The organism is Ulvibacter antarcticus, from assembly GCF_003688405.1.
GTDB lineage: Bacteria > Bacteroidota > Bacteroidia > Flavobacteriales > Flavobacteriaceae > Ulvibacter > Ulvibacter antarcticus.
The window spans coordinates 954958-969268 of sequence record NZ_REFC01000011.1 but is presented as its reverse complement, the minus strand read 5'-3'; the positions used below and the strand labels follow the sequence as shown (position 1 = coordinate 969268).

The window sequence follows — 14311 nt, the reverse complement described above, 5'->3', positions numbered from 1 at the left end:
GGGTTTTTAAAATAATCTATTCGTGATTACTGTAACGGGCTGCACTTTATTAATTAATTTATTTCGCAAGATAATAGATAACTGCCGATTGCAAATAATATTCTTGAACTGCCCCAATAAGGTCCATTTCAAATTTTAATTGCAGTTCCTGAATATCCAAAATATCATTAAAGTCGATGACACCAGTCTCGTAATTTTTTATCAATATTTCTTCCGCATCTTTCGCCTGTTTCAAATTGACAGATTGAATATCAAACATAATTTCTGCTGACATTCTATTTGCGATCGCAGTATTTAGCAAGGTTTTTAATGTATTTAGTTTGTTTTCCTTCTGAGATGTAATTTCCTGTTGCCGTAATTCATTCTGACGACTTACCGATTTGTATTTTTTATTAAAAATAGGAATTGAGATAGAAACCATTGGCATAATAATATCCTTCCCATTATCAATCATATCCATATCAGGACGCTCGGCGACAGGAATATAATCTAACCCAAATCCGAGGTTTGGTCCGGTTTCCTTTTGATTTACCAATTCGGAAGTTTCAACAGATTTGTACATCTTATCAAACTTTAATAATTCCGGATGTATTTCAAGAATTTCCACGTTGATATTTTCGGCTTCGGAAGGGATTTCGAAACGAACATTGGTCTCTATGTCTAAATTTTCATCACGGTTCAACATCAAATTAAATGCAACTCTTTCCGACAGGAAATCTTGCTGAAGGATTTTCATCTTCTGCATGAGCTCATTCTGCCTTATCTGAAGCTTTAATACATCGACTGCCGAAGCATTCCCTACCTCAACTGAGGTTAATGCCAACTTTTCATAAGTCTCCAAAAGTTCGATATTTTCAACTAAAATTTGTTGTTTTTCCTGATTCGATACTAGCTTGTAGAACGACTGTGTCACTGCTAAAGTCAGTTTTCGTTTTGCTATGGAACTGTCTATATATTGAGTATCTGCTAAGGAAGAGACATAATTTTCTCTTGCAGTAATTGTACCAAACCAAGGAATCATTTGTTTAACCGAAAATCGCGCTTTTTGTGCTCCTGTTCGTGTTTCAGGCTCACTTACAAAATAACCGGCGCTAAATTCGGTATTGGGTAAAGTGTTCACTTCTATAACCTTTTCCGAAGCAATTTCATAGCTCTTTTCAAGCGCCTTTAATTCTGGATTGCGAGTTAAAGCCTCTCCAATATATTTTTCGAGCTGCTGAGCATTCGAGACTCCAACTACAAACAATGCGAGACAGGTTATTAGATTTATTCTCATTGGGCTATTTTTTTTAATTGAACTTCTTTGCGCCAGCTAAATAGCACAGGTACTACAAACAGGGTCATTAACGCAATTAACATCCCTCCAAAACTTGGTATCGCCATTGGTATCATAATATCACTACCCCTTCCGGTTGACGTTAAAATAGGTAATAATGCCAATATGGTGGTTGCTGTGGTCATTAAGCAAGGGCGTATTCTCTTTTCACCTGCTTCGACTATTGAGTTGTGAATCTCCCGCTTACTTTCGGGCGAGTTGCGTTCAAAGGTTTGGGTAAGATACGTAGCCATCACAACACCATCATCGGTTGCAATTCCAAACAAAGCGATAAATCCTACCCAAACTGCAACACTTAAATTGATAGGATGCATCTGAAATAATTCCCTTAGATTTTCACCGAAAAAATTAAAGTTCAAGAACCAATCCTGTCCGTAAAACCAGATCATTAAAAATCCGCCAGCAAATGCTACAGCGATCCCTGAAAACACCATTAATGAAGTAGACACCGACTTAAACTGAAAATAGAGAATCAGGAATATTATCACTAAAGACAACGGCACGACTACAGAAAGTGTTTTCTCAGCACGTAATTGATTTTCATAAGTTCCTGTAAAACGATAATTTATACCATGAGGGACAATTAAATCGCCCTTCGCAATTTTATCTTTAATTAAATTCTGCGCATTTTCAACCACGTTCACCTCAGCAAAACCATCAATCTTATCGAATAGCACATATCCTACCAAGAAAGTATCTTCACTTTTAATGACCTGCGGTCCTTGTTGATACTTGATGGTTGCCAATTCACTTAGGGGTACCGGATTACCTTTGGAAGTCGGCACATATATATTCTTTAGATCTTCCGGATTAGATCGAAATTCTCTAGGATATCGCACGCGAATACCATAACGTTCTCGTCCCTCAACAGTCTGTGAAATTTGCATTCCTCCTACCGCGACTTGCAATACCTGTTGCACATCATCTATTGTAAGTCCGTAGCGTGTTAATCGATCTCTTTCAATATCTATTATGAGATAGGGTTTCCCCACAATACGATCGGCAAAAACAGCCTCTTTTTTCACACCTTCAGCCTCCTTAAGAATAGACTCCAACTGCACCCCAAAATCTTGAATCTGTTTTAGGTTTTGCCCTTTTACTTTTATTCCCATTGGAGCGCGCATTCCTGTTTGCAGCATCACCAAACGGGTTTCAATAGGCTGTAATTTTGGTGCTGATGTAACTCCAGGTAATTTGGTTACCTTAACAATTTCATTCCAAATATCATCTGGCGAATTGATTTCAGGGCGCCAATTTCTAAAGTACTCTCCGTCTTCATCGGGGATAAGATGATTTCCCGAAACTTTTACGCCTACCCGAAGTGTCTGTCCATTATTCTTTGTCTTTTCTCTAATGTCGTCAGTTACCGGTTTATTTAGATTCTCGAAAAGAACTCCATCCTTTAACACAAAAAAACCGTTCTCATCATGCTTATAACGAGTCCTTTTACCTTCAATCATCATATATTCCGACTTATACTGTATAATATTTTCATACATATTAAGTGGTGCGGGGTCCAAAGCAGATTCTGTACGGCCCGATTTTCCGACAACTGTTTCAACTTCCGGAATACTGGCTACTGCCATATCCAACTGCTGTAAAACACGTTTATTTTCTTCCGCACCAGCATGTGGCAGGGATGTAGGCATCAATAGAAAGGAACCTTCATTTAATGCTGGCATAAATTCTTTTCCCGTATTCTGCATAATAAGCACTCCAAGAACAACGATTGTTGTTGGGATTGCGAGGAACAATGCCTTGTTAGCAAGCGCCCAGCGAAGGATTCTGGTGTAATTCTTTCTGAAAACCCAAAACACTGCCAAAAGTCCAAAACAGATGAAGCTAACAAAGAGTAAGTTCCAAAAGATGCTTTTATCCAATCCTAATGGCCTCCAGTATTCAGCCAAAAGAAATACGATAGTAACAGACGAAATGATAATATTTATCAGATTAGCTCTTTCCGAAGTGATAAAACCTTTTAATTGTAATATTCCGGTAGTCCCGAAGGCAATTAATACAAGTCCCAACCACATTCCAAAGAACAATGCAACTATTCCACTAAGTATCAAGATGCCATTCAAAATCAAACGAAGATTGAACTTCATCTTTCTTTTTCGAAACAGAAAAGCAGCAAAAGGTGGAATTAAAAATAAAGCTATAATTAACGAAGCCGTAAGCGCCATAGTCTTTGTAAATGCCAACGGTCGAAATAATTTCCCTTCGGCACCAATCATGGTGAAAACTGGTATAAAACTAATTATCGTAGTTAGTACAGCTGTTAAGATCGCGCCCGAAACTTCAGTTGTTGCATTATAAACGACCACATTAATTGGTTTATCTTCAGAATTTTCATCCAGATGTCGAATAATGTTTTCTGAAAGTATCACCCCTACGTCCACCATAGTTCCAATAGCAATGGCAATACCAGAGAGTGCCACGATATTTGCGTCTACCCCAAATATTTTCATGGACACGAATACCATCAACACGGCAACAGGCAATAAGCCGGAAATTAAAATTGAAGCCCTTAGATTAAAAACCATCACAATAATGACTAAAATGGTTATTAATATCTCTAAAGTGAGTGCTTCGTTTAGGGTTCCCAGCGTTTCCTGAATTAACTCGGTTCGGTCGTAAAAAGGAACGATCGTTAATTGCGAAATTCGCCCGTCACTTAATTCTTTGGATGGCAAACCTCCTTTTAATTCGGCTATTTTTTCCTTTACTTTATTAATAACTTCCATCGGGTTTGCACCGTATCGCGCTACAACAACACCCCCGACTACCTCAGCTCCTTCTTTGTCTAAAATTCCTCTTCGTGCTTGTGGTCCAAGTGTTACCTTGGCTATATCTTTTACAACTATCGAAGTAAAATCTTCGGAAGCTACAACGGCATTTTCGATATCGGAAATCGATTGAACATACCCCAATCCACGCACCAGATATTCAGCTTGGTTGATTTCCAATGTCTGAGCGCCAATATCCTGATTACTATTTTTAACCGCTTTTACAACGGCATCCAATCCTATTTTATACTGCTTGAGAAGTTCCGGATTTACATCGATCTGATACTCCTGAACATGACCTCCTATTGAAGCAACTTCAGAAACACCACTGGCAGATGACAATGCATACTTTACATAATAATCCTGAATACTGCGCAATTCATGTAGATCCCAGCCTCCAGTCACATTTCCCTGCGCATCCCGCCCTTCAAGTGTATACCAATAAATTTGTCCTAAACCAGTTGCATCCGGACCTAGAGATGGATTTACCCCCTCCGGTAGCAAGCCCGAAGAAAGTGAATTTAATTTTTCAAGTATGCGACTGCGGCTCCAGTAAAACTCCACATCTTCCTCAAAAATGATATAGATACTGGAAATTCCAAACATTGAAGAGCTTCGAATGGTGCGCACTCCGGGAATTCCAAGCAAGGCGGTCGTTAATGGATACGTAATCTGATCTTCTATATCTTGAGGAGATCTTCCATCCCATTTCGTAAATACAATCTGCTGATTCTCTCCAATATCGGGAATAGCATCTACCGCAATCGGGTCGCTAGGTAAAATTCCTGTGTCCCAATTAAATGGTGAGTTTACAATCCCCCAACCCACGAAAAGAGCGAGTAGCAAGACAGCAACTAGTTTATTTTCAATAAGAAATTTGATACTTTTATTCAGCATGTCTAATTTTTTAAAGTATCTATTACACTCCCGCAACTAAGCATTGCCTCCCCATAATAAGGATTCTTCACTTCGCTGGAAGCACTCAACCAAACTGCCCCTTTGTTATTATTTGCCATTGGACATTTTTGAACATACATCTCCACAGGTAGTGAATCCATACTCTGTGCAATTCCGATAATATTTTCGGAAAGCACTATGAAATGATCTCGCTGATTTTCAATTGATTCGTTTTCAACAATTGCTATGAGCATTCGTTGTATCGTTCCAATATGTTCTTTTTCCATTTTCTCCAAGGAAGAAATATCAACCTTATTTATGCTTCCTAAGACTTTGTTTGCTTCCTTTTTTACTTCGGAAGGGTTTGAAGTGACAAAAGCGTCTTTTAAATCTAAATAGTCTTCAACGACCGCCACAAACTCATTCTGAAACTTGGCAGTTAGTTTCATATCCATCATTTGCATTGTTGATCGTTCAGACTTTACATTATTCATCATAGATTTCTTGCCCCTTAACTGAGCGGCGGCATCGACTGTGAATGTTCCATTAGTCACAATTTCTTCACCATCAGACAAGCCACTTAACACTTGATAGTTTTCACCTTGTTTGTTCCCCAATGTAATTTCCCGCATCTCGAAAACAGATTGATTAGCTAGTGGCTTCACGTAAACCAAAGAACGTTCACCTGTCCAAAGAACTGCGGTCGCCGGAATTGAAAGTTGTGTGGCTTTTCCACTTGTACTTGTAAGTCCGACCACTTCCCCTTTCACAAACATTCCTGGTTTAAACAGATCTGCTTTATTATCTAATACCACTCTAACCATTACCGTTCGGGTGCTTGTGTTGAGCACAGGGTCAATAAAATCGATTTTAGAATCGAAGGTTTTATCGGGAAAAGCATTGGTAGTAACGCTAATCTTATCTCCCTTTTTAAGTTGTGCTATCTGATTTTCATATACATCAAACATTGCCCATACATTATTGAGGTTCGATATTTTTAAGAGCGGTTGTCCCTGCTCCACATAATCCCCTTCGTTAACCATTTTTTCTGCAACCGTCCCCGACACGGTTGCATAGACAGGAAAATACTCGCGAACCTTCCCACTGGCTTCAATCTGATCGATCTGATTTTCTGAAATTTTCCAAAGTTTAAGTTTATTTCGTACTGCCTGATACAACTGTGGTTGCGATGCTTTTATAGAAGCAGTTGTGATCAACTCTTGCTGAGCTGCCACTAATTGAGGCGCATAAATTGTTGCTAAAAGCTGACCACGACTTACCTTTTCACCTGTAAAGTTTACTTGTAACTTTTCAATCCTTCCTTTAAAATATGAAGATTGAACTGCATTGTTCTCTTCATTCGCTTGTATTTTACCTGATAGCGTTAACGAATTTTCTAAAGCTTCAGCCCCACCAACAACAGACGTTTGGATATTCGCTAAAGCCATGGCGTTTTCAGTAAGTTTGAATTGTTCCGCGGCCAATCCGTCTGCGTCTACTTCGGCTGGAATTAAATCCATTCCACAAATGGGACAATCTCCCGCTTCTGGCTGCATTATTTGTGGGTGCATGGAACATGTCCACATCTGTTCTGAAGCTTCTTCACTACTATGATCATGTGTATCCTCCATCCCTTCCGAGCTACTTGTTCCGAAGAACATATAGCCTAAAAAGAGTCCAAGAACAAGGGCGACAATACCAATTACTATACTTTTTTTCATCTAATTTGTTTTAATCAATACTTGCAGTTCTTAATCTAAGCGCGTTTGCAATTACAGAAACTGAGCTAAAACTCATCGCCAATGCTGCAATCATCGGAGACAATAATATTCCGAAGAAAGGAAACAACACTCCGGCTGCGATTGGAATTCCCAACGTATTATAGATCAATGCGAAGAACAAGTTTTCTTTAATGTTTCGCATCACTTTTACACTGAGGTTTCGTGCTTTCACAATACCTTGTAAATCACCTTTCACTAAGGTTATTGCAGCACTTTCAATTGCAACATCGGTTCCGGTACCCATAGCAATTCCGACATCACTTTTCGCTAAAGCGGGAGCATCGTTAATTCCGTCCCCTGCCATTGCTACTTTACGACCTTCTTTTTGTAATCGCTCTACTTCAGCGAGTTTATCCTGAGGGAGCATTTCAGCTTTGAAGCTTTTCAGGTTTAATTCTGATGCCACCGCTCTTGCCGTATCACGATTATCGCCGGTAAGCATAATTACCTCCACGCCTTTTCTTTGTAGCTCGGCTATGGCTTGCTTACTAGTTTCCTTAATTTTATCTGAAATCACCACATAACCAATCGCTTTGCCATTTACGGCGAGATAAGGAACAGTTTTACCTTTTTGTTGTTCGGCCGTTATTTCTTTCTGAAGTGTTTCCGATATGGTAGCTCCAGCCTCTTCCATCATTTTTTCGTTACCTAAGGCCACTTTTTTACCTGAAACAACCCCTGTAACTCCTTTTCCTGTTACCGAATTAAAATCGGTCGCTTTTAAGACTTCGGAATTTTGCTCCTTCCCGTATTTTACGGTAGCTTCAGCTAAAGGATGTTCACTCAAATTATTTAACGAAACAATATATTGAAGCACTTCCTTTTCCGAAGCACCAGTAACAAAACCTATTTTTTCAACCGATGGTTTTCCTTCAGTAATGGTTCCCGTTTTATCTATAATTAGAGTATCGATCTTATCCAATTTCTCTAAAGCTTCCGCATTTTTAATGAGAACACCCGATTGAGCTCCTTTCCCAACGCCTACCATAACTGACATTGGCGTTGCAAGTCCAAGCGCACACGGACAAGCAATGATTAGAACAGCAATAGCATTCACCAAAGCATACACATATGCCGGTTCGGGGCCGTAAATTGCCCAGATAACAAAAGTGATTGCAGCGACAAGAACAACGACAGGCACAAAATATCCTGAAATCTTATCGGCCAACTTTTGAATTGGCGCCTGACTGCGACTTGCTTTATTCACCATTTCTACAATCTGAGATAGCAAGGTATCGTTGCCAACTTTTTCCGCTTTCACGATAAACGTTTGTTTTCCATTAATGGTTCCTGAACTCACTTTGTCGCCTTCATTCTTGGACACCGGCAAAGGTTCACCAGTAATCATAGACTCGTCGATAGAACTACTCCCTTCAGTAATTACACCATCTACAGGAACTTTATCCCCAGGTTTTACACGTAATAGATCTCCTAACTTTATTTCATCAATATGAATTTCTTCTTCCTTACCATCAACAATCCGAATGGCTTTATTAGGAGCGAGCTTCAAAAGTTCCTTGACTGCACTATTGGTTTTACTATGAGCTCTGGCTTCTAATACTTGCCCCATTAATACTAAGGTGAGAATAACAGTGGCGGCTTCATAATAAACGTGCACTGTTCCTGCATGAGTCTTAAATTGATCTGGGAAGAAATCTGGAAAAAGCATTCCGAAGAGAGAAAACAACCAAGCCACTCCGGCGCCGATTCCAATAAGCGTGAACATATTGAGGTTCCAGGATTTAATTGACCGATAAGCACGCTCAAAAAACATCCAGGTCGCATAAAACACAACTGGAAGTGACAGTGCAAACTGTATCCAGTTCCAGTACTTTAATTCCAATATATTAAACATTGGATTGCCGGGAATCATTTCCGTCATGGCGATGATAAAAATTGGCAATGTGAAACCAAGCGCTATCCAAAATTTATTTAACAGCTTTTTGTAGTTTTTTTCCTCTGCTGAAACATCTGCTTTCATAGGAACTAGATCCATTCCACAGATTGGGCAATCACCCGGTTCATCACGAATGATCTCGGGGTGCATCGGACAAGTATATTGTGTAGATGAAACGTTTGAAAGGCTCATTTCTTCAACAAGATCCATTCCGCAGACCGGACAATCTCCCGCTTTGTCATAGGTTTTATCACCTTCACAATGCATAGGACAATAAAAAGTGCCAGTACCTGCTCCTTTAGGTTTCTTTGCTTCGGAAGTCATTTTAGAATGATCGTGATGCTTCACTTCGCTGGGAAGATGAATGGAATATCGGTCATTTTCTTTTTGTAATTCTTTCTGAAATGCCTCGATTGGAATATGTGAGGTCATTTCAATTAAAGCTTCTCCTTTTTCCAGATCCACTTCAACTGCTGAAACTCCTTCCACTTTCGAAAGAGATTTCTCGACATGTGCTCGGCAACCATTACAGGTCATCCCGTCTATTTTATAAGTGTGTTTCATTTTTATTCCCCTTAATTTTTAAAACTATTCCCAGTATTAGCCGTTATATTTTATTGGTCTTGTAACCTTTTAATAGCAGCTTTCATTTCGGAAATTTCCTTTTTTTGAGCTTCGATAATTTCATCAGCAAGTTTTTTTACTTCCGGATCTTTTATATCGGCTCGCTCACTAGTAAGAATTGCAATAGAATGATGCGGAATCATTGCTTTCAGCCACAATACGTCTCCAATTGGCTTTTGGGAACGCACTAAAAATAATGCCCCAAAAAATAGTATTGCACTACCGGCAAGAATGGCTATGTTTTTCTTTTTATCTGTGTACATATGTTTCATAAATAAAAACATAATTACCGCCATCGTTGCGATACCCAAACAAGACATATAGAATCGTGTTAAACTAAAATATACGTGATCAACTTCATAAGTATTCAAATACATGGTTATGTACATTGCTATAAATGAAGCCAAAAGCATTAACAAAAACTTCGAATAAGTACTTTTCTTATTGTTGTGATTAGTTTTTTCCATAATTTCTAATTAGTTATTATTTATTGAATCAAGTCTTTGGTTTGCCCATCGAACGATTAACTCTTTATCGCTTTTTGTCAGTTTTGCTTCTCTATGAATTAAAGTATATGACGACAGCGGCATTTCATCTTTTTCAACCTGACTTATGATCGATTTTAGCTTACTTCGTTTTCTTCTACTAGAATAGGTAGCCCACTCATTGAAATTAAGTTCGGCTTTTCCTACTTTTATATGATCTTCAAGAAACCAAGCCACGGGCTGTATTTTAATATACCAAGGATAGTTGGTATTGTTACTATGGCAATCATAGCAAGATTCGGACAATAATATTTGAATATTTTCGGATGTATTTTCTATTTCCGAAATATCAGTTGTCAAATCAACCTCACTTTTATTAAGCGCTGTAGGCACTAATTGTATGCCTACAAACGCAACCAAAATTATAAACCCTATTAGTTTCAGATATTTCAATTAGTTGATTTCTCGTTCAACTCTACCACATTTCAGCATTTTACTACCATAATATGGATTACTAATTTCACTACTCATACTTAACCAAGCGCTTCCATTATCGTACATAGGACAAAATTGCTCATACATTTTGCGTTTTGATCCTGTTATAGCTACCATATCCATGACATCTTTACTTAACATTTTAAAGTGTTCTCTTTGATGCCCCATTTCACTAGTACTAATATGCTCTGCATGTTCGGTTGCATCGGCAATAATATCTTCAAGGTCTGTTTGTTCCTCTTTCGAATAGGTTGAGTAATCAAAATCACCTAAAGTACTTACTAGTTTCTTGCCGGCTTCCGAAGCTTTTGCTTTATCATCGGCAGCTAAGGCGTCTTTCAAGATAAAATAATCGGTCAATACAGCCTCTGCGTGGTCATCCTGTCCCATTTTATTCATGCTTTTAGCTGTATTCATGCTTTCATTTTTCATCATATCATTTTGCTCTGTCGCTTCATTATGATGTCCATCGGCATTATCATGCTCCTTGTTCGCGTCTTTACAAGACATTGCGGTTAGGCTTAGTACTGCTAGTACTAACATTCCCATTGTCAATCTTACTTTTTTCATTTATTTATATTTAGATTAATTATTGAATTTTATTTAAAATCGCGCTGATAATCCACCCCCGGCTCCAAATCTATTGTCGTAGCTCGCCATGAGTGAAAAATTCTTTGAAAGAAAGTACTCCACTCCTGCGCTCCAAACAGTCTCATCGCTATAATTAATTCCCGGCGCAAAATCATTAACAAGTCCTAAATCTACTTGGTATTCATAACTTCCGAAGATAGCAGTACGCGGAAATATCATAATCTCCCGGCTAAGACTTATCTGTGGTCGCAATTTATTATCCACACGCACATCGAGATTAAACAAATAAGGAGTAAGATATCGAATACCCGCAACCGCTGTTACTTCAAGATCGTCCAAACTGTCTTCCATCCCATTTTCCACATTCACTCCTCCAAATATCCTTAGGTAATCGTGTAAATAGCGTTCGTACGTAAATTCTGCTTCTACGTTTTGATTCCAGCCGTATTCTGCCATTAGATTAAATTGGTTTCTAATATTCGAAGCTGTCAAATTTAATTCCCCCATATGCGAAGCGCCATCTATGGTCCCCCAGGAATACCAATGGTTTGCTTCCGCGATAAGATTTGAAACCGGATAAGCTTTTAATCGATCATCACGGGGAGTGTCATAACTAAAAACACGTGTCATTCCACTCATCATATGATATAAGATATGACAATGAAAAAACCAATCCCCATATTCATTACCATAAAATTCAATAGTGATTTCTTCCATTGGAGGAACATTCACAGTATGCTTTAAAGGAGAATACTCGCCATTTTTATTAATTACTCTAAAAAAATGTCCATGCAGGTGCATAGGGTGATGCATCATGGTTAGATTGTTAAAAGTGATGCGCGTGACTTCATTACTCTTTATTTTGATATTATCGGTTTCAGACAATGGCACGCCGTTCATACTCCAGATATATCGATTCATATTTCCGGTGAGATTAAGAAGTATTTCAGTTACCGGAACGTCCTTACTATAATTCGTTTTTTCAGGAGATCTTAGATAATCGTAATTGTATTCGGGGTTCATGCTCATTCCTTCCATACTATCCATTCCTTCATTTTTCGCTTCGGAAGGCATCTTCATATCTTTCATATTGGAATGATCCATCTTTGAATGATCCATTTCCATCTGCATAGTGCTATCCTTGGGCATGGTTTTCTTTTTCTCTTCGGAAGACATCTTCATATCTTTCATATTGGAATGATCCATCTTTGAATGATCCATTTCCATTTGCATAGTACTATCCTTGGGCTTTGTTTCCTTATTCTCTTCGGAAGACATCTTCATATCTTTCATATTGGAATGATCCATCTTCGAATGATCCATTCCTTCCATTTTCATACCTTCTGAATGATTCATTTTCATGCCATATTCTTCTTTCATTTCATAGCGTTCATCCTTTCCAGGTTGAAATTTTAATGCGTGCGCTCCCATTTTCATTTTCATACTGGCCATTTGCTGCATCATAGCAATCTTGTCAGGTTTGGGCACAATTTCTGCCGGTAAAATCTTTCCTTCTCCTAAATATGCCGTCGTTACACCTGATCCATCCTGCGCCATAGCTCTGATTTCAATTTTACCTTCCTCAGGAATTGTAACTATGAAATCGTAGCTTTCTGCAACTCCAATAAATGTCTTATTGTGTGCAACCGGCAGCACATCTAAACCATCTGCTGAAATTAATTGAGGTGTTTGTCCACCAAAAGTCAGCCAAAATGAGGTAGAAGCTGATCCATCGATTATTCGCAATCTGACTTTCTCACCGGGCTTATAATTAGGATACTCTACTGTTGAAAGGCCATTAGTTAAAAAAGTGGGATAGTAAATATCGGCTATATCAGCACCTTCCATTCGTTGTCTCCAAAAATCCACCTGAGCCCCAAATGCTCCTCTCGCAATCACCTTGTTTAAAGGCGTCGCAGTACCTTTTTTAATATTGTACCATTCAGTACCACGTTTTAAGGTTCTTAGAACATCTAAAGGTTTTTCATCGGTCCAATCGGATAACAACAATACTTGTTCGTGATCGTAGTCAAATGTTTTTTCTTTAGGTTTTATTACCAATGCACCAAACACCCCACTTTGTTCCTGAAGCATGGTATGTGAATGATACCAATAAGTTCCGGATTGGTTGAGTGCAAATTCGTAGGTAAATGTTTCTCCCGGCCTAATTGGAGGCGTTGTTAAATAAGGGACACCATCATAGAAATTAGGCAGCAATATTCCATGCCAATGTATTGAAGTTTCTACCTTCATCTTATTGGTTACATGAATAACTGCATACTCTCCTTCAGTAAATTCTAAAGTTGGTCCCGGAGTAGAACCATTGATTGTCATTCCGGAAACCGTCTTGCCGGTTTTATTTACTTTCTCCGCTTTAATTTCAAGCGTATATTCACGAACCGGAAGGTTCTCTACATTTCCTTCAACAGATGCCTGTCTTTGCGCCTTCATGAGAAAGCCAGACATTAGTAATAGTAAAATGATAATAGTATTTTTCATGATACATTTTAATTTTCTGTAAAATTATACCTCAAACCAAAATCTCATATTTAAGATTTTGGTTATTATCTATAAAATTCGGTCTAAAGAGTTTCTAAAATTTTTATTATTAACCTTATATAGCGTTAAATTCTTCCCAGTACTATTTTTAAACTGGGTGCTTAGGTGATTTACATTACTATAATCCAATAGCTGACTTATTTCTGTAAAATTTAACTCATCATTTTGAATAAGCTCCTTAACCTTTTCTATTCTTAGTTTTATAAAATATTTTTCGATTGTGATTTTTTCCCTAGTAGAAAAAATCTTGCTCATTTTCGAGTAGTCCTGATTCAGTTCTCTTGCCAATAGACTTGAAATATTTTCATTTAAATTAAGGGGGAGGTCGTCAAACAGTCTTATCAAAGTAGTTTTTACATTTTCAACTAGCTGCAAATCTGAGCTAGTTAACAGCGAAAATGCACTATTAACGAATATCCTTTCAAGGGTGTTTGTAACATCATCATGATCTTCTGAATCTATTACAACCTCTCCTAATTTTATACTCTCTACTTTTAATGATTCATCCTCCATCGCATCTTTAACAACCAAAATACAGCGGTCGCAAACCATGTTCTTTATGTAATATATCTTTTCCATTATTAAGGTTATTTAAGATTCTTATCATGAAGATTTGAACTATAACAATCAGTTTTGCCAACATTTTTGTTCACTTCCTTCGTAAAGATTTTAATAAAAAAAGATGTTATAATTCCGAAAATGGAATCTTCATGGTGCCGCTGAGTTTGAACAACAGCAAGTGATTTTTTAATATAAGGTCTACACCCGTGATGGGATGTATCCTCAATTCTATAAGTATGTGTCATTTTATTAATTTTAGTACATAGTCCGTGAATACGTTTCCAAAAATTTAGAAACGC

General features: G+C 38.0%; 9 protein-coding genes. All 9 read right to left on the bottom strand.

Going from position 1 to position 14311, the window contains the following annotated elements:
• Nucleotides 1-58: 58 nt before the first annotated feature.
• Entirely contained in the window at nt 59-1276 is a 1218-nt protein-coding gene (locus BXY75_RS04600) for a TolC family protein (protein ID WP_121906505.1), read from the bottom strand.
• Nucleotides 1273-5019, bottom strand: coding sequence for an efflux RND transporter permease subunit (locus tag BXY75_RS04595; RefSeq protein ID WP_121906504.1), 3747 nt, complete (start codon nt 5017-5019; stop codon nt 1273-1275). The genes BXY75_RS04600 and BXY75_RS04595 overlap by 4 nt, the downstream gene beginning before the upstream one ends.
• Before the next feature lie 2 nt (nt 5020-5021).
• Nucleotides 5022-6740, bottom strand: coding sequence for an efflux RND transporter periplasmic adaptor subunit (locus BXY75_RS04590; RefSeq protein WP_121906503.1), 1719 nt, complete (start codon nt 6738-6740; stop codon nt 5022-5024).
• 10 nt (nt 6741-6750) lie between these two features.
• Entirely contained in the window at nt 6751-9261 is a 2511-nt protein-coding gene (locus tag BXY75_RS04585) for a heavy metal translocating P-type ATPase (protein WP_121906502.1), read from the bottom strand.
• A 50-nt stretch (nt 9262-9311) separates the two neighbouring features.
• On the bottom strand, nt 9312-9788 hold the full coding sequence (locus BXY75_RS04580) for a DUF305 domain-containing protein (RefSeq protein WP_121906501.1): 477 nt from the start codon (nt 9786-9788) through the stop codon (nt 9312-9314).
• 9 nt (nt 9789-9797) lie between these two features.
• Nucleotides 9798-10259, bottom strand: coding sequence for a heme-binding domain-containing protein (locus BXY75_RS04575; RefSeq protein ID WP_121906500.1), 462 nt, complete (start codon nt 10257-10259; stop codon nt 9798-9800).
• Nucleotides 10260-10871 (bottom strand): DUF3347 domain-containing protein, encoded by a 612-nt coding sequence (locus BXY75_RS04570; protein WP_121906499.1) that lies wholly within the window; start codon nt 10869-10871, stop codon nt 10260-10262.
• Nucleotides 10872-10904: 33 nt separating this feature from the next.
• Entirely contained in the window at nt 10905-13391 is a 2487-nt protein-coding gene (locus BXY75_RS04565; protein WP_121906498.1) for a multicopper oxidase domain-containing protein, read from the bottom strand.
• Nucleotides 13392-13460: 69 nt separating this feature from the next.
• A complete protein-coding gene (locus BXY75_RS04560) occupies nt 13461-14030 on the bottom strand; it encodes a helix-turn-helix domain-containing protein (protein ID WP_121906497.1) in 570 nt (189 codons plus the stop codon).
• Nucleotides 14031-14311: the final 281 nt, after the last annotated feature.

Bases quoted from the DNA above. Each gene is read 5' to 3' on its own strand.
- BXY75_RS04600 (WP_121906505.1), bottom strand. From the start codon at position 1,276: ATGAGAATAAATCTAATAACCTGTCTCGCATTGTTTGTAGTTGGAGTC.
- BXY75_RS04595 (WP_121906504.1), bottom strand. From the start codon at position 5,019: ATGCTGAATAAAAGTATCAAATTTCTTATTGAAAATAAACTAGTTGCT.
- BXY75_RS04590 (WP_121906503.1), bottom strand. From the start codon at position 6,740: ATGAAAAAAAGTATAGTAATTGGTATTGTCGCCCTTGTTCTTGGACTC.
- BXY75_RS04585 (WP_121906502.1), bottom strand. From the start codon at position 9,261: ATGAAACACACTTATAAAATAGACGGGATGACCTGTAATGGTTGCCGA.
- BXY75_RS04580 (WP_121906501.1), bottom strand. From the start codon at position 9,788: ATGGAAAAAACTAATCACAACAATAAGAAAAGTACTTATTCGAAGTTT.
- BXY75_RS04570 (WP_121906499.1), bottom strand. From the start codon at position 10,871: ATGAAAAAAGTAAGATTGACAATGGGAATGTTAGTACTAGCAGTACTA.
- BXY75_RS04565 (WP_121906498.1), bottom strand. From the start codon at position 13,391: ATGAAAAATACTATTATCATTTTACTATTACTAATGTCTGGCTTTCTC.
- BXY75_RS04560 (WP_121906497.1), bottom strand. From the start codon at position 14,030: ATGGAAAAGATATATTACATAAAGAACATGGTTTGCGACCGCTGTATT.